Origin of the sequence: Tundrisphaera lichenicola (genome assembly GCF_051175385.1) — a bacterium.
GTDB classification, from domain to species: Bacteria; Planctomycetota; Planctomycetia; order Isosphaerales; family Isosphaeraceae; genus Tundrisphaera; species Tundrisphaera lichenicola.
In genome coordinates, this window is the sequence record NZ_CP195106.1 from 7048168 (window position 1) to 7064014 (window position 15847).

Here is a 15847-nt window from a genome sequence, read left to right on the forward strand (position 1 = left end):
GCCAGGGGTGCGGGTCGACAATGCCCCGGACTCCGGCATCGGATCGGCCCCATCGTGGATCGGGTCGATCAGGCGACGGCACACCGACCGCGCAGCCATTCTTCGAATTCGAGGGGCGGGAGGGGCCGGCTGATCCAGTAGCCCTGGGCCTGGTCGCAGCCGATTTCGATGAGCATGTCCAGCGTCGGGCGATCCTCGACCCCTTCGGCGGTCACCCGGAGGCCCAGGTTGTGACCGAGGTCGACGACGGCCCGGACGATGCAGGCGCTGGCCTCGCTGGCGACCATGTCGCTGACGAACGATCGGTCGATCTTGACCTCGTCGATCGGGAGATCCTTGAGGTAGGCCAGCGACGAGTAGCCGGTCCCGAAATCGTCGATGGCGATGCCCAGGCCCATCTCGTGGAGCCCTTCCAGGGTCCTTCGGGCCTTCCCCGGGTCGGCCATCATCGCGCTCTCGGTGACCTCGACGACCAGATGCGACGGGGCGACGCGGGCCCGATCGAGGATCCGTCGGAACTGGCCGACCAGCTCCGGGTCTTGCAAGCCGGGGGCCGCGAGATTGACCGCGACCGAGAAGTCGTCGACGCCGACCGGCCAGCCCTTCGAATCGGCCAGGGCGGCCGAGACGGCCCAGAGGTCGATCCCTCGGATCAGGCCGGTCTGCTCGGCCAGGGGGATGAACTGGGCGGGCGGGAGCAGTCCGGCTCGAGGGTGTCGCCAGCGGATCAGGGCCTCGGCCCCGCAGACGTGACGAGTCGCCATGTCCAGCTTGGGCTGGTAGTGCAGCAAGAACTGGTCGTCCCCCAGGGCCCGCCGGAGATCGGCCAGCAGGACCAGGCGCTCGGGGCTATAGAGGGATTGCTCGGCCGAATAGAAGGCGTGGCCGCACTGGGCCCGCTTGGCGGCATACATGGCCACGTCGGCATGCTGGACCAGGGTGATCCGATCGCACCCGTGATCGGGACAGAGGGCCAGGCCGATGCTCCCGCCGACGTCGAGGCGGTGTCCGCCGATCACCACCGGCTCGCTCAGGCACTCCAGGAGCCGCTCGGCGACGATCACCGACTCGTCTCGCCCGGCTCCGGGAAGGATCAGGCCGAATTCGTCCCCGCCCAGGCGGGCCACGGTATCGCCGGGCCGGGCCACCCCCAGCAACCTCGTGCCCAGCCTCTGGAGGATCTGATCGCCGTAATCGTGGCCGAAGGTGTCGTTGATCTCCTTGAATCGGTCGAGATCGGCCAGGAGGACGGCCAGCCGGCCGCCTTCGCCGCGGGCCTCGCAGAGATGGATCTCGAGCCGCTTCTGGAAATGCTCGCGGTTGGGCAATCCGGTCAACGAGTCGCGAGACGCCAGGGAGGCCTGCTCCTCGATGGACTGGTGCCGGGCGGTCACGTCGGCGAACATCCCCTGGATCCCCACGATCTGGTCACGGTCGTCATGGATCGGGCACTTGATCGTGTGGACGATCTGGCGATGGCCCGGGATGGTCGGGTCCCGGTGTTCCTCCTCGATGTCGAGGACGACCCCGCGTTCGAGCGTCCGGCGGTCGTCCTCGCGGTACTTGCGGGCCAGCTCGGCGGGGTAGAGGTCGTAGTCGGTCTTGCCGATCAGCCCCGCCAGGGTGGTGGAATGCATCTGGCAGTACCGGCGGTTCGCGAACGTATAGCGCCCTTCTCGATCCTTGCGGAAGATCGTGTAGGGCACGTTCTCGACCAGCGAGTGATACAGGGACCGCGAGTCTCCCAGGGCCCGCTCGATCTGCTCGCGGTCGGCGACCTCGCCGAGCAACCGAGCGTTGGCCTCTCGCAGCTCCCGGACGCGCGCCTCGAGTTCACGGCGGGCCCGGCTCAGTTCCTCGACGTGCCCGATAGCGTCGGTCAAGTCCTCCAGGGTCAGGACCAGATATCGCGACCCGCCCACGGGCGGGGTGACCTCGCCGGCTCGACCTCGAAATCGACGATAGCTCCCGTCTCGCGCCTTCAGTCGGAATTCCGCGACCGACGGCGGACCCGGGCCCGACTCCTCGGCGAGCAAGCCGGCCAGCCGCTCACGGTCCTCGGGATGCGCCAGCGTCGGCAAGCTCTCGCAATCGCCCAGCAGTTCGGCCAGCCTTGGCGAGCTGAAACACTCGCCGGTCGCCTGCGACCGGATCCAGCAGGTGACAACCTCGCCCAATCCCCCCAGGATCGGCCACCCCTCTCCAGACGGTCGCCTGGAAGGGGAGGATTGCGGAATCAGGGAAAACGCCAGGGGCTTTCCTAATCGACTCATGCAAACAGCCTGCCTTACGAGGAAAGCCCACCCTACCTGAATTCCAGTCGGGGATACTGTGCGAGCCTGGGCGGGCTCTCGAACTCAAGCGTAGTTCACGATTCGCCCGGCCCGCGATTCGGCGGTCCGGGTTGTCGCCCCGAAACCCCTCGACGGTGTAAGATGGCTCCACGCTGGCCTGTTGGGATGACGACCTCGCCGGGCCAGGCGAGCCCGAGGAGCCTCCGATGACTTCGATCTCGTGGCGGGCCTCGCTCCTCCTGCTGGGACTCCTGGCCGTGATCGGCCGGCCATCGTCCGCGGGAGACCGTCGGCCGATCGTCGAGACCGACCTGTTCCAGTTCCTCTGGGCGGCCGATCCCCAGATCACCCCCGACGGTTCCCGGGTGGCGTTCGTCCGGGTGGCCGTCGACCGCGACCGAGACGACTACGTGAGTTCGATCTGGGCGGTCCCCGCCGAGGGGGGCGAGCCGGTCCGCCTGACCGGCGGGCCTCGCGACTCCTGGCCCCGCTGGTCGCCCGACGGCTCGCGACTCCTGTTCCTCCGCAAGTCCGACGCCGAGGGGAAGGTGATCCGCCCGCCGCAGGTCTTCGTCCTGACCTTGAAGGGGGGGGAGCCCCGACCCTTGACCGACCTGCCCGGCGGCGTCTCGGCACCGGCCTGGTCGCCCGACGGCCGAGCCGTCGCCTTCCTCGCCGGGGTATCCTCCCAGGCCCCCCACAAGGCCGGTCCCGACGATCGCAAGAGCGACGTCCGGATCGTCACCCGGGCCGAGTTCCAGTGGGACCACCGCGGTTACATGGACCAGATCGCCCACCTCTGGGTCGTCGGGGCGGCCGAGAAGTCGCACCCGAGGTGCCTGACCTCCGGGCCGTTCGAGGAGTCCGACCCCTGCTGGTCGCCCGACGGCAAGAAGCTTTATTTCGTCTCGGACCGAGACCCCGAGCCCCACGGCCGACCCGAACGGGTCGCCCTCTACGCGGTCTCTTCCGGGGGAGGGCCGATCGAGGCCATCGCCGCGATCCCGGGGATCATCTCCGCTCCCTCGCCCGCCCCCGACGGCCGGAGCCTGGCCTTCCGGGGGACCCTGACCGAGGAGGTCCGATCGTACACCCCGCCCGACCTCTTCGTGGTCGACCTCGTCGCCAAAGGGCCGCCCCGGAACCTGACCGCCGATTGCGATGACGACATCGGCGGCAACCTCTCGGGAGACCAGCACCCTCCCCGGGCCTCGTCGCCAACCCGGCCAATTTGGTCGAATTCGGGCCGGAGCCTGGTCGACAAGGTCGCCCATCGGGGGAAGGTCAACCTGGTCTCGTTCGAGGCCGCCAACGGCCAGGCCAAACCCGTGACGACCGGCGAAAGCGACGATTTCGCCTTCGACGGGTCGGCCGACGGGTCGAAGATCGCCTTCCTGTCGATGACCGCGACGACCCTGGCCGACGTCTTCGTGACCGACTCGGGAGGAGGCCCGCCCCGGAAGCTCACCGACCTGAACGCCCGGCTCTTCGAACGCATGGACCTCTGCCCTCCCGAGCCGATCCGCTATCACAGCTTCGACGGCCTCGAACTCGCCGCCTGGGTCCAGAAGCCGCCCGGCTTCGACCCTTCGAAGACCTACCCGATGATCCTGAACATCCACGGGGGGCCGCACGTGGCCTACGGCGCGACGTTCCTACACGAGGTCCAGACCCTGGCCTCCAGGGGCTACGTCGTGCTCTACGCCAACCCCAGGGGGAGCAGCAGCTACGGCGCGGAGTTCGGCAACGCGATCCAGCACCAGTATCCCGGCGACGACTACAAGGATCTCATGGCCGGGGTCGACGAGCTGATCCGCCGGGGTTCCATCGACCCCACTCGACTGGGGATCACCGGGGGGAGCGGCGGGGGGCTCCTGACCAACTGGGCGATCACCCAGACCGACCGCTTCGCCGCCGCCGTGGCCGAGCGGTCGATCGCCGACTGGTCGACCTGGTGGTACGCCACCGACGTGGCCCTCTTCCGGGCCACCTGGTTCAAGACGCCACCGTTCCAGGACCCCGCCGGATTCGCCGAGAGGTCGCCCATCACCTTCGTCGAGAAGGTGAAAACCCCCCTGATGCTGATCGAGGCCGACGCTGACCTCCGGACCCCCGCCGTCGCCGGGGGCGAGGCGATGTTCCGAGCCCTCAAGGCGCTGAGGAAGCCCGTCGTGATGGTCCGATTCCCCGAAGAGGCCCACGACCTCGCCCGATCCGGCCGCCCCTGGCACCGCGTCGAGCGGCTCCAGCACCGGGCCAACTGGTTCGACAAGTACCTGAAGGACAGGCCCATGCCCCAGTACGACCCGATCGACGAGCGGCCGGAATAGCGAGCGAGGGAGACATCAGGCCATGCGATTCTCGATCGGCAAGCTCATGATCCTGGTGGCGATCTGCGCCATCGGCTTCTCGCTGAGATACTGGGAGTTCGGCGCCCTAGTTCTCCTAGGCGGCCTCCCGATGCTGGTCGTGCTGGCCGTCGCGGCGCTGTTCCAAGCTCCGGGCCGAACATCGATCGATCGCTTCCTGAAAGCCGGCGGAGTAACCCTCGTGGTTTACCTCGGGATCGCGGCGGTGGCCGCGAAACCGATCAACACTCTATTGTTAACGAACGTGAACCAGCTCATTCCGCTGGGAAACCGGTCGCTGCCGATCCTGGTGGGTCGGATCAGCCTGGGCGTCCTCCTGAATCTCGCGCCGCAGCTCGCCCTCGCGGGCTTGCTGGCCGAGCGGCTTCGAGGGCCGAGGAACGCCCTTGTCCCTTCGGCATCCCCCAACACTCGATCCTCCGGAAGCCCCCCATGATCCGCCGCGACTGGCTCCGTGCCTTGATGGCAACGCCCCCGTACACCTGGCTCAGACCTTCGTTCGGACAGGCGACCATCTCCGAGCCGAACGCGGCGGTGGTCTACCGGAAGGTGTTCGGTTGGGGAGGAAGCTTGAGCGAGGAGGATTGGGACCGGCTTCGAAAGGCCGCGACGATCAACGTCGATGATCGGGCGATCGAAGACCTGATCCGGAAAGCCAGACCCATCCTCGAAGCGATCCGCGAAGCGGCGACGATCGAGCATTGCGATTGGGGGATCGAGACGGTCTCGCCCGATGATATCGGCAAGGGTCATCTCGACCCATCCAACATCAACGTCATCCGCCTCGCGTACCTGTCGAGCCGCCGTCTCGCCCGGTTGGGCCGGGGAAGGGAAGCCCTCGACGACATCTTCGCCGGCTTGAAAATGGCCCATCGGATCGGGGCGGGTGGTGTGCTGATCGCCCGGATTCTGGAGTGCGGCGGTGAAGTCCCGGCGTTCCAGACCCTCGGTCGGATTTTGCCCGAACTGGATCGCGCGACGCTCGACGACATTTCGGGGCGGCTCGAAGCCCTGCCTCTGCCCGAACCCGCCTCGGCCGTGGTCGGACCCGAGTCGCGGTTCATCCTGGGATCGCTCCGGGCCAACCTCGCGACGGTCGGCCCGAAGCTCGTCGATAAGGACTGGAGCGAGATCGGCTTCGATCTGGAGACGGAGAAAGACAAGGTCGCGACGCTCAAACGGCTGACCGGAGGGGATCGAGAGAAACTGCTCGCCCACCTCGACGCGACTGGCCCGGCCTTCGCCGAACTGGCACGCCGCCTTGATCTCCCTCGTCCCGGCTGTCGAGCGTCGCTCGACGAGTTCGCCAGGACAGAGCGATCGACCTGGCCGATCGTGGCGGGGCTGGTCGAGAACGTCTGGGGTACCCGTCATATGTTCGACCGGATGCGAGCCTTGCGGGCCATGCTCCAGGCGGGCCTGGTCCTGATCCGAGACGGAGAACCCGCCTTTCGCCGGGAGCGTGACCCGTTCGGGACCGGCGGCTTTGGCCTGGAGCGGGGAGGGACGGGATACCTGATCCGCTCGGCCATGAGCGACGAAGGTAAACCGGAGGTGAGCCTCGGAATCGGCAAGGCGGGCTGATCTGGATGCAGACGGCCAGGGGCCACGGATCGCCGCAACCCCCGGCCCGTCGGCGATGCCGGTTCACTTCAGGTCGAAGTCCTGGACGGGCTTGTCGGCCGTGACTTCGGCCTCCAGGCCGGAGGTCGTCAGGGAGTTGTACTTCTTGGGGACGAGATCCTTGGGAGGCTTGTAGCCCGGGGAGGAGCCGGGCATCATGTTCGGGTCGCCATCGGTGGCGATGATCATGACCTTGTGATGGCCGGGGAGCGCCCCATCCTTTTCGGCAAAGGTGCTGAGCTGGTAGGTCCCGTCGGCCTGGATCGCCCCGGTGGCCGGCTGGCCCTGGTCGGGCTGGAAGGTCACGGTCCCCTTGGTGACCGGCTGGCCCTTGTAGGTCACCTTGCCCGAGACCGGCAGGGTGTCGGGGAACTCGGACTTGGCCCCGCACCCGGCCCCCGAGAGGGCCAGGGTCGCGACGAGGGCGAGGGCGGGCATCGTGCCGAACTGCATGGCGGGGGCTCTCCGGGTCGGTTGGAGGGGATCAATAGGCGTCGGCACTGATGACCTCGCCTCGGGCCCGGGTGCTGAGGGCCCGGTAGACGTTCATGTTGATCGTCTCCTTGAGGTATCGGACCGAGCCGTCGGCCAGGCCGACATTGATCCCGCCGGGGTGCTGGCTCCGGAAGCCGTAGCAATAGCCGGGGTTGCCCCGGTCGCGATTGACCTTCTGGTTCATCGGGATCGAGACGGTGGCGACCGACGAGTTGCTCTCGGACCAGGCGTTCCAGTTGCAGGTGTTGGGGAGCGCCTCGCCGGTCAGCAGGGTGTTGCTGGTGCCGTCGGTGACCGCCGCGATGGGGACGACCATCTGGGCCCGCCAGAACATCCCGGTGGCCGTCGGCGTGCCGCCGCTGAGGTCGCCGTAGGCGTTGTTCGAGCCGGGGAAGGGGCCGGTCGTGTTGTCGCCCAGGTTCCCCTTGTAGCAGGTCCCGGCGATCCACCAGAGCTTCATGGCGTCGCCGATGGTCCCGGCGTAGCCGTTCCAGTCGGACTGGCCCTGCTGGAGGATCGGCCCGGAATAGCTCGGGCAGGTGTAGGCGGAGATCGGGATGGCCATCACGGTCGTATTGGTGAAAGAATAGGCCGCGCGATCCGCCACGGTGTTATAGGAGTTGAACAGGTTGGTCTGCTCGATCATCGGCAGGATCTGCACCATCCAGCTCGTCCGATAGTCGGTCTGGGCGAACCAGACGGGGACGCCGCCCACCTGGGACGGGAAGATTCCGTTGATGTCCGCGTAATTGTGGCAGGCCAGGCCGATCTGCTTGAGGTTGTTGACGCACTGGGCCCGACGGGCGGCCTCGCGGGCCGCCTGGACCGCCGGCAGGAGCAGGGCGATCAGCACGGCGATGATGGCGATCACCACCAGCAATTCAATCAGCGTGAAGCCGCTCCGGATCGATCGATGTACGCGCATGGCACCTCCGTTCGGAAGGGGGAGAGAGAGTTGTCGGGATTTCGACGGATGAAAGGTTGAGAACGAGTGACAAATTCCATCCGTCCGACCCTACCGTGTAATAAAGCCGTGCGGCGGGGCTGAAGCAACACATTTTCCTCGCCGATTTTAAACGCACGCCGATCCTTGGCAGGACGGCGGGGCCGGGCCATCGAATCGGGCTCGGTCCCCCGATCGACGGTTTACGAATCGCGCGGGCCTTTCTACAATGGGTCGCGAATCCAGGCAGCCCGGTGTCCGGGGGCGATCAAGCCCCCACGCCCCTCCGGGCTCGCGAGGTCTCGCGACGTCCTCTCCCCGGACCGAGTCGCCTCGCTCTCCTCCGTTCAAGCTCGGGCGGAACTCTCCGCCCCGGGCCGCGTCTTCCCGTCATGTCGACGCCCGCGAATCAGGAGCAGCGATGAACCAGCCCTTGGGACCGGAACAACGTCGAGACCTCGCGCGTCGCGGCTACTCTCGCCGCGACTTCGGCCGGATCGTGGCCCTGCTGACCGCGGGGGGCACGCTCCCCTTCTACAATGAGGCGGCGCTGGCCCAGGGGCTCTCGGCCCTGCCCAGCCTGCCCGCCGACGCCGTCCGGATCAACGCCAACGAGAACCCGATGGGCCCTTGCCCCGAGGCGATCGAGGCGATTCAGGCCGTCGTCTCACAAGGAGGCCGATACCTCTACGGCGAGACGGGCACCTTCGTCGAGACCATCGCCGGGATCGAGGGGCTGAGCCCGGATTCGGTCCTGCCGTTCGCCGGGTCGAGCGACCCGCTCCACCGGGCGGTCCTGGCCTTCACCTCGCCGACGAGGTCGCTGGTCACCGCCGACCCCGGCTACGAGGCCGCCGAACGAGCCGCGAGGTTCGTGGGGGCGAACGTCATCCGGGTCCCGCTCCGCAAGGACGGCTCGCACGACATCCCGGCGATGATCGCGGCCGACCCCGAGGCCGGGCTGCTCTACGTCTGCAACCCCAACAACCCGACCGGTACGGTCACGAAGAAGGAAGACGTCGACGCCCTGGTCGCCGGCAAGCCCAAGGGGGCGGTCATCCTGCTGGACGAGGCCTATATCCACCTCTCGACGACCGCCGAGCCGGGCACGCCGCACGTCCTGGCCGATCGGGATGTGGTGATCCTCCGGACCTTCTCCAAGCTCTACGGGATGGCCGGGCTCCGCGCCGGGGCGGCGTTCGGCCGGCCCGACCTCCTGGAGAAGATCAGGGGGTTCGGCGCGGGGGCCTTGCCCGTGACCGGGATGGTGGGGGCCACGGCCAGCCTGAAGGCGAAGGGCCTGGTCGAGTCGCGTCGGAAGATCATCGGCGAGATCCGCGGGGAGACCGTCGAGTGGCTCGACAAGAAGGGCTACGCGGTGATGCCCTCGGAAGCGAACATGATCATGATCGACGTCCGGAGGCCGGGCCGCTCGGTCTTCGAGGCGATGATCCGGCAGAAGGTCGCGATCGGCCGGACCTGGGCCTCGATGCCCAACCATGTCCGGGTCTCGATCGGCACCCGCGACGAGATGGCGAAGTTCCGGGCCGCCTTCGCGCGAGTGATGGATGCCTGACCCGACCGGGGATCGTTCGAGGCGGAAGGCGGGGCGGGGCACTTACGGATGGCGGGACCTCTCGGGCGATGCCTCGGGGGGGGCCGTCGCCGCGCTGATCGCCTTGCCCTACGGCCTGGCGATGGCCCGATTGATGGGGCTCCCGCCCGCGCTGGGGCTGTTCACGTCGATCGCCACCGCGCCGGTGACGGCCCTCTTGGGCCGGAACCCCGTCCTGATCGGCGGGACGGCCAGCGCGACCGTGCCGTTCCTGGTCGCCTCGGTGCAGTCCGAGGGGGTGGGGGGATCGGCCAAGGTCGTGCTGGCGGCCTCGGTCCTGATGATGGCGTTCGGCCTGCTGAAGCTGGGCCGGTACATCGCCCGGGTCCCGCACGCGGTCGTCTCCGGCTTCTCGTGCGGGGTCGGGGCGATGATGGTGATCCTCCAGCTCCGGACCTTGCTGGGCCTCCCGACGTCGGCCGGGAGCCCGCTGATCCAGCTCGCGAACACCCTGGGGGAACTGGGCGAGGCCCGCCGAGAGCCGATGGTCCTGGGAGCGATCGTGATCCTGGGGGCGTTCCTGGCGGCTCGGCGTTGGCCACGCTCCCCTTCGGCCCTGATCGGGGTGGGCCTGGCGATCGCGGCGAGCCACCGGCTCGGCTGGCGGGAGCGGGCCGTCGGGGCGTTCTCGACCGACTGGCCGCCGCTGGCGAGCTTCGCGTGGGACGCCTCGGATCTGCCGAAGGTCCTGCCGACCGCGTTCGGGCTGGCGGTCGTGGCCTCGGTCAACATCCTGATCACGTCGAGGGTCGTCGAGCACTTCCGGGGGCGGCATCGCCCCTTGCGACCGGCCGATGCCGACGCCGAGCTGGGGGCTTATGGGATCGCCAACCTTTGCGCCGGGGCGTTCGGGGCCCCGCCCAGCGTGGGGATCCCGGCCCGGAGCCTGGCGAACGTCCGTTCCGGGGGCCGGACCCGGCTCTCGAACCTGGCCCACGCGGCGGTCCTGGTCCTCCTGGTCCGGTTCGGCTCGGGCCTGATCGCGCAGATCCCGCTGGCGAGCCTGGCCGGGGTGACGGCGTTCGTGGGCCTGGGCCTCCTGGAGTGGAGCACCTGGCGACGGCTCCCCCGGATGCGGAGGGTCGACGCGGCGGCGTTCCTGGCCACGACCTTCGCCACGCTGGCGACCAACGCGGTGGCGGCCGTGGCCATCGGCTGCTCGCTCTACGCCGCCCGGCAACTCTACCTCAGGTTGATCGGGCCGATCCCCGCGATCGGAGTGATCGGCCCGCGCGAGGTGGAGGGTTGACCCATCCCCGGATCATGCCTGGAGCACGATCCGATACCGCGCCTTGCCGGCCCGGAGGTGGTCGAGGGCCTTGTTGACCTCGGCCATCGGGAACGACTCGATGATCGGACGGACGCCCTTGCGGGCGGCGAAGTCCAGCATCTTCGCGGTGTCGGAGGGACTGCCCACCTGGGCCCCCGACACCGATCGATCGGCCAGGAGCGGAAATGCGGGGAACTTCAGGTCCGAATCGGGGATGCCGACCAGGCAGAGCCTGCCCTGGGGCCGGAGCGCCCCGACGTAATCGGCCCAGGGGAGGTCCGCCGCGACCGTCGAGATGATGAAGTCGAAGGTTCCCGCCGCCGCCTTCAGCTCGTCGGTCCCCTTGGTGGCGATGAAGTGCGACGCCCCCATCTGGCGGGCCTCGTCATCCTTCGAGTGGCTCGAAGAGATCGCCGTCACTTCGCAGCCGAAGGCCGCCAGGAACTGCACCGCCAGATGCCCCAGGCCGCCGATCCCGACCACGGCCGTCTTCATCGAGGCATTCACGCCGTAGTGCAACATCGGCGAGAAGACCGTGCTCCCGGCGCACATCAAGGGGCCGGCGACCGACGAGTCGAGCCCTTCCGGGATCGGCACGGCGAACTTCCAGTGGGCCCGGACCGACTCGGCCCATCCCCCGTGGTGGTGCACGATGGTCGGCTGGTTCTGCGAGCAGAACGACTCCAGCCCCTTCACGCACCACTCGCACCGGCCGCACGAGTTGCACGACCAACCGACCCCCACGCGCTGGCCGACCGTCAGGGCGTCGACCTCCGACCCGACCGCCTGGACGGTGCCGATCACCTCGTGGCCGGGGACCAGCGGATAGGCGGAAAACCCCCAATCATTGTCGATCATCGCCAGGTCGCTGTGGCAGATCCCGCAATGGCTGACCTTGACCTCGACCTCGTGGGGGCCGAGCGGGCCGGGCTCGTACTCGAACGGCTCCAGCGGCTGCTTCGGCCCCTTGGCGGCATAAGCCTTCACGCCCATGTCGGTCGGACTCCTCGGTGTAGATCGGGTTGATACGCCAACTTCACGGACATGATAGGCGGATCGGCAAGGGCGGAAAACCCCGAGGTCCACCCTCCGTGCTCATCAACGAGCGGCCGGTTTCGCCAGCTTCGAGGGTCGGGCCACCATCGGGGCCGGGACGGCCCCAGCGTCGAGGCCCTGGGTATGGTCGGCATATCTCCCGAGCGGCTGGCGCGAGAGATACCACCAGGTGAGCAGCCCGCAGGGGAAGAGCAGGGCGCTGATCGTCTGCGAGATCGTCAGGCCCATCAGGAAGGCCCCTTCGTCGTCGCGGAGCCACTCGATCAGGAACCGGGTCGCCGGGTAGCAGACCATCAGCAGGGCCATGACCTCGCCGTCGCGTCGGCGTCGGGGATAGTAGGCGGTCAGGAGGACCAGGAGGATCAGGCCATCGAGGACCGCGTAGATCTGGGCGGGGTGGATGGCGAGCGATCGGGTCGCCTCCGGCAAGATCCATCCGGCCTCGACATGGTGGGTCCACGGGAGCGAACCCGAGGGGAACGTGATCGCCCAGGGGAGGTCGCAGACGCCCCCGAAGCAGCATCCGTTGAGGAAGCACCCCACCCGCCCCAGCGCGATCCCGATGGCCAGCGAGGGGGCCACCGCATCGCACATCGCCCGGAACGGGAACGGGTTGCGGAACCAGTAGGCCACCGACCCGATCAGCCCGCCGATGATGCAGCCGTAGAAGACGATCCCGCCCTGCCAGACCTTGAAGATGTCCCAGAACGAATGGATCGTCTCGGGGTACTCCATCAGGAACAGGGCCCTGGCCCCGATGAATCCTCCGGAGAGGAGCCAGACGGCCAGTTCGAAGACGACCTCCGGGTTGATCCGCTCGCGAGCCGCCCGCCAGGCCGTCAGGTAGACCGCCGAGCCCGCCGCGGCGACCAGCATCAGGCTGAACCCGTGGATCTTCAGGCCCAGGCCGGGCACCTCGAACAGGATCTGCCACATCGTCGAGACCTCCGGTACGCGAACCCGCCCGCCCGCCGGGGCGCGCGGCCCCGGCGGACGGGAGGATGCCCGGAAGGGCGAGATCTGGCAACCCCAGGTCGACCCGCGTTACTTGGACGACTTCGAGGGGGCAACGTAAGTATCGAAGACCCGGACCTTGGCGAAGCTATCCTTGCACTCGGCGACGAACTGGTCGTGCCGGGCGCTCTTGAGGTATTCGCCCAGCTTCCCCTTGTTCTCGAAGACGACCAGCAGGGCCACGTCGAACTCGCGGTCGCTGACCGGCTCGACCACGTCCTCGGCGATCGTCCCGACCGAGAACGAGGTCACGCCGGGGTGGTTCGAAAGGTACTTCTCGCAGGCCTCGACGAACTTCGCGCGGGACTCCGGCGAGCGGTCCTTGAGGGTGAACATGACCGAGTGGGCGAGCATGGGCTCGGCCGCCTCGGCGGCGGGGATCACGACGCCCGCGAGCAGGGCGACGAGACCGAAGGTGACGAGGTGGCCCGGGTGAGGGACGTTCATCGGTGTTACTCTCGGTTGGGGATGGGGTGATCGCCAGCCTGGTGGCGAACCGACATCATGACGAGGGACGCCGGGCCAGGCAAGCGGCCCGATCCCCAACCGCAGGACCTCAGGCGGCGACCCGGAGGCGGTCCCGACCCCATCGCCAGGCCAGGACCACCGGCAAGGCCAGGGCCGACAGGACCAGCGACGACGGCTCGGGCACGCTGGCCAGGGCGATCTGGCCGGCGATCACCGAGTAGCCGGCCTGGTTGGGGTGGACGTTGTAGTCGGGGGCCGCGAAGAGGGTCAGCTCCTTCTCCCGACCGACGAAGGGGGAGTAGATGTCCACATAAGTCGCGCCGAAGGCCGGGGCGAGCGATTCCAGGGTGGCATTGAGCCCCAGGATCGCCGGGCCCGCGAGACCCGCGAACGGGTGGGTCGGGTCGGCAGGGAAGGGATTGTACTGGCCCAGGACAAAGACCCTGGCCCCCGGCAAGAGGGCATGGACCTCGGCCAGCAAGGCCCCTTCGTTATTCGCGATCGCGCCAAGAGTCTGGAGCAAGAGCGCCTGCTTCCCGGCAGCGTCGGCCGACTGGAATGCCGCCGAGCCGGCCAGCAGGAAGAGGTCGTTCGCCCCCAGGGAGATGGTCACCGTGTCGATCGAGTTCCCCAGGGCCGCCTGGGTGGCGATCGTCGAGAGGAACTTCGCGTGCTGGCTGACGATCGCGGCGGGGTCATAATTCAGATTCAGCGACGCGACGAAGTCGTCGGGGAATCCGGCGTTGTTCCGACCGGCTCCGGAGAAGAAGCTAGAGGTGGACTCGCCGTCGATCGCCAGGTTAACGACCTCGGGCCGGACGCCCCCCGCGAGCGTGGCCAGGAAGTCGGCATAGTGCCCGACGAATCCTCGGTCGCCGAAGGACGGATCCTGGGTGAAGTCGGTCTCACCGAAGGCGATCGAGTCGCCCAGCGATAAATAGGTAGAGAACCCCGCGCGGGCGGGATGGCCCAGGCCCGAGAGCACGGCCAGGACAACGACCGCAAACATCCCTGCTCGGATCATGATTCCACATTCTTTCGGGCTATTACTTTGGCGCTTCGATCGAGATCGGCAACGACGCCGATTCTCGTCCGAGAGGTTCTACCGGAGGGGTCGGCCTCTGGCAAGCTCCGTCGACATGTGCGATTCCGAAAGCGAGATGCGGCGATCCTCGACGGGGTGCCGGGCTGATCGGAGGACGCGGACCCTCGGCGGGTTGACCCAAGGTCAACCTTCCTCCGGGGATGCCCGTCAGCCTCTTCGGGATCGTCGACGGCCCCGTCAGGCGAGCGGGTCGGGTTTCGGCTTCGGGGCGACATCGCGGGAACCCAGGGCCGTGCCGAGGGCCGTGCCCGCGGCCACGCAGAACACCGCCAGGAGCCGCGGCGTTCGCTCGCCCGGGATGGGGGACGTCAGCCGGACGAGCGGGAACCCCGCGACGCTGATCAATTCGAAGGCCACCGTCCCGATGACGGCCCCGACCAGGCCGCCGAGCAGGCCCGCGACGATCGAGCGGGAGCCCCCGAGACCGACCCCGAACGCCAGGCCGGCCGCCGCCCCGATCGGCAGCCAGATGCCGCCGCGGATCAGCAGAGGGAGCAGGACGCCCGACTCGGGGTCGAGATTCCGATAGAACAGCAAGGTCATCGGCCAGGACGCCAGGGCCCCGACCGCTCCCCCGAGGATCGCCCCGATCAGGCCGGCCTTCAGCGACGCGCTGGAGGATCGCCCGGCCAGCCCACCGGCCAGCCCCAGCGCACCGCCTAGCGCGACACCGAGCAGGCCATAGGCGAGGGCCGTGTTCTTCGCCTCCGTGGGGGGCCTCTCCTGGCGCACCATCTCGCTGAGCGCCGGCCCCCTCGCATAGCCGTCGAGTTGCTCGAAGTTCGCCGGACGCCGGTTCGGCGGCTGGAAGGTCCCGGAAGTCGCCTCGCCTCCGAGCCCGGCCGCCAGAGCGGCGAGCAGACCCGCCGCCAGCGCCAGGGCAGTCAGGCCCGCTCCTGGGCGAACCGCTCTCGCGGACGCCCGGACCTGTGGCATGGGTTCATCCGCGGCGCTCGGGTGATCTGCTTGCATCGCCGGAATCCCTCATCTCGCGGATTGGATTATCAAAAAGAGTTTGGACAACCCTCATTTCCTGTGCGTAAAATCCCACTCTATCAAGCAACTCGAACGTTAGCTAAGCCTTGAGCCAAGAATTCGAGCCTGAGAACCTGCCGGTTCGTCGTCGGGAAGCTCGCGTCCACTCCGATTGTCATTCCGGACTCCGAGCGGTTCCTTCGAAACTGGCCGCTCCTACCTCAAGAAGCATTCTGGGTTGCAGAACCTTGCCCCCCCGAGGAGATCATTTGGTGCCCAGGACACATCTCCGCCCATTCCTCCCGCTCGCCCTCTTCGCGTCGGCCATCCCGATCGGGAGCCTGGCCGGATGCAGTCAGGCTGACAATCCCAAGATCCCTGAGGTCGCGGTGCCGGAGCCCCCGGAGAACTCCAAGCCCCTGAATATCCCGAAGAAGGGGGGACAGCCATACGGGGCGAGCAGTAAATACGAGGAGCTGATGAACAAGAAGTTCGAGAATCAGAAGAAGAGTAACTGACACCCTCCGCAGCGGGGCAGGGCCTCTGGAGAGAGGGTCGCCCCGCACAGGCCGCCATGGGGGGAGTCTCGGGAGGCGATGCCCGCCGAGTTCCCCCACCGT

Annotated in this window: 14 protein-coding genes; 6 read left to right on the forward strand and 8 right to left on the reverse strand. The window is 68.1% G+C overall.

Features of this window, described 5'->3' with window-relative positions; translation table 11 throughout:
- Nucleotides 1-68 precede the first annotated feature (68 nt).
- Nucleotides 69-2177, reverse strand: coding sequence for a putative bifunctional diguanylate cyclase/phosphodiesterase (locus tag P12x_RS27935; protein ID WP_435008359.1), 2109 nt, complete (start codon nt 2175-2177; stop codon nt 69-71).
- Between the two features lie 323 nt (nt 2178-2500).
- Between P12x_RS27935 and P12x_RS27940 the strand changes: the two genes are divergently transcribed.
- The 3 genes from P12x_RS27940 to P12x_RS27950 are packed head-to-tail and all read left to right on the forward strand — an operon-like array spanning nt 2501 to nt 6247.
- Nucleotides 2501-4624 (forward strand): S9 family peptidase, encoded by a 2124-nt coding sequence (locus P12x_RS27940; protein ID WP_435008360.1) that lies wholly within the window; start codon nt 2501-2503, stop codon nt 4622-4624.
- Nucleotides 4625-4646: 22 nt separating this feature from the next.
- A complete protein-coding gene (locus P12x_RS27945; RefSeq protein ID WP_435008361.1) occupies nt 4647-5099 on the forward strand; it encodes a hypothetical protein in 453 nt (150 codons plus the stop codon).
- Nucleotides 5096-6247 (forward strand): hypothetical protein, encoded by a 1152-nt coding sequence (locus P12x_RS27950; RefSeq protein ID WP_435008363.1) that lies wholly within the window; start codon nt 5096-5098, stop codon nt 6245-6247. Before P12x_RS27945 ends, P12x_RS27950 begins: the two co-directional genes overlap by 4 nt.
- Nucleotides 6248-6310: 63 nt before the next feature.
- On the opposite strand, the gene P12x_RS27955 is transcribed toward P12x_RS27950, so the two are convergent.
- Together P12x_RS27955 and P12x_RS27960 are read right to left on the reverse strand one after the other, a co-directional pair.
- A complete protein-coding gene (locus tag P12x_RS27955; RefSeq protein ID WP_435008364.1) occupies nt 6311-6739 on the reverse strand; it encodes a hypothetical protein in 429 nt (142 codons plus the stop codon).
- 31 nt (nt 6740-6770) lie between these two features.
- The gene (locus tag P12x_RS27960) at nt 6771-7706 is read right to left on the reverse strand and encodes a DUF1559 domain-containing protein (RefSeq protein ID WP_435008366.1); all 936 of its coding nucleotides are present in this window, start codon (nt 7704-7706) and stop codon (nt 6771-6773) included.
- Between the two features lie 439 nt (nt 7707-8145).
- Here P12x_RS27960 and P12x_RS27965 point away from each other — a divergent pair, with 439 nt between their 5' ends.
- Both P12x_RS27965 and P12x_RS27970 read left to right on the forward strand, forming a co-directional pair.
- Nucleotides 8146-9300, forward strand: coding sequence for a pyridoxal phosphate-dependent aminotransferase (locus tag P12x_RS27965; protein WP_435008368.1), 1155 nt, complete (start codon nt 8146-8148; stop codon nt 9298-9300).
- Entirely contained in the window at nt 9293-10588 is a 1296-nt protein-coding gene (locus tag P12x_RS27970) for a SulP family inorganic anion transporter (RefSeq protein WP_435008370.1), read from the forward strand. The genes P12x_RS27965 and P12x_RS27970 overlap by 8 nt, the downstream gene beginning before the upstream one ends.
- A gap of 12 nt (nt 10589-10600) precedes the next feature.
- On the opposite strand, the gene ahr is transcribed toward P12x_RS27970, so the two are convergent.
- From ahr to P12x_RS27995, 5 genes are all read right to left on the reverse strand, one after another.
- A complete protein-coding gene (ahr, locus tag P12x_RS27975) occupies nt 10601-11602 on the reverse strand; it encodes an NADPH-dependent aldehyde reductase Ahr (RefSeq protein ID WP_435008371.1) in 1002 nt (333 codons plus the stop codon).
- Between the two features lie 105 nt (nt 11603-11707).
- A complete protein-coding gene (locus P12x_RS27980; RefSeq protein ID WP_435008373.1) occupies nt 11708-12601 on the reverse strand; it encodes a prolipoprotein diacylglyceryl transferase in 894 nt (297 codons plus the stop codon).
- A gap of 108 nt (nt 12602-12709) precedes the next feature.
- Nucleotides 12710-13126, reverse strand: coding sequence for a Dabb family protein (locus P12x_RS27985; protein WP_435008375.1), 417 nt, complete (start codon nt 13124-13126; stop codon nt 12710-12712).
- A gap of 109 nt (nt 13127-13235) precedes the next feature.
- Entirely contained in the window at nt 13236-14156 is a 921-nt protein-coding gene (locus P12x_RS27990) for an SGNH/GDSL hydrolase family protein (protein WP_435008376.1), read from the reverse strand.
- Between the two features lie 273 nt (nt 14157-14429).
- Nucleotides 14430-15188, reverse strand: coding sequence for a hypothetical protein (locus P12x_RS27995; protein WP_435008378.1), 759 nt, complete (start codon nt 15186-15188; stop codon nt 14430-14432).
- A 311-nt stretch (nt 15189-15499) separates the two neighbouring features.
- Between P12x_RS27995 and P12x_RS28000 the strand changes: the two genes are divergently transcribed.
- Nucleotides 15500-15745 (forward strand): hypothetical protein, encoded by a 246-nt coding sequence (locus P12x_RS28000; protein WP_435008379.1) that lies wholly within the window; start codon nt 15500-15502, stop codon nt 15743-15745.
- Nucleotides 15746-15847: the final 102 nt, after the last annotated feature.

Coding starts and splice junctions, on each gene's coding strand:
- P12x_RS27940 (WP_435008360.1), top strand. CDS start 2,501: ATGACTTCGATCTCGTGGCGGGCCTCGCTCCTCCTGCTGGGACTCCTG.
- P12x_RS27945 (WP_435008361.1), top strand. CDS start 4,647: ATGCGATTCTCGATCGGCAAGCTCATGATCCTGGTGGCGATCTGCGCC.
- P12x_RS27950 (WP_435008363.1), top strand. CDS start 5,096: ATGATCCGCCGCGACTGGCTCCGTGCCTTGATGGCAACGCCCCCGTAC.
- P12x_RS27955 (WP_435008364.1), bottom strand. CDS start 6,739: ATGCAGTTCGGCACGATGCCCGCCCTCGCCCTCGTCGCGACCCTGGCC.
- P12x_RS27960 (WP_435008366.1), bottom strand. CDS start 7,706: ATGCGCGTACATCGATCGATCCGGAGCGGCTTCACGCTGATTGAATTG.
- P12x_RS27965 (WP_435008368.1), top strand. CDS start 8,146: ATGAACCAGCCCTTGGGACCGGAACAACGTCGAGACCTCGCGCGTCGC.
- P12x_RS27970 (WP_435008370.1), top strand. CDS start 9,293: ATGCCTGACCCGACCGGGGATCGTTCGAGGCGGAAGGCGGGGCGGGGC.
- ahr (WP_435008371.1), bottom strand. CDS start 11,602: ATGGGCGTGAAGGCTTATGCCGCCAAGGGGCCGAAGCAGCCGCTGGAG.
- P12x_RS27980 (WP_435008373.1), bottom strand. CDS start 12,601: ATGTGGCAGATCCTGTTCGAGGTGCCCGGCCTGGGCCTGAAGATCCAC.
- P12x_RS27985 (WP_435008375.1), bottom strand. CDS start 13,126: ATGAACGTCCCTCACCCGGGCCACCTCGTCACCTTCGGTCTCGTCGCC.
- P12x_RS27990 (WP_435008376.1), bottom strand. CDS start 14,156: ATGTTTGCGGTCGTTGTCCTGGCCGTGCTCTCGGGCCTGGGCCATCCC.
- P12x_RS27995 (WP_435008378.1), bottom strand. CDS start 15,188: ATGCCACAGGTCCGGGCGTCCGCGAGAGCGGTTCGCCCAGGAGCGGGC.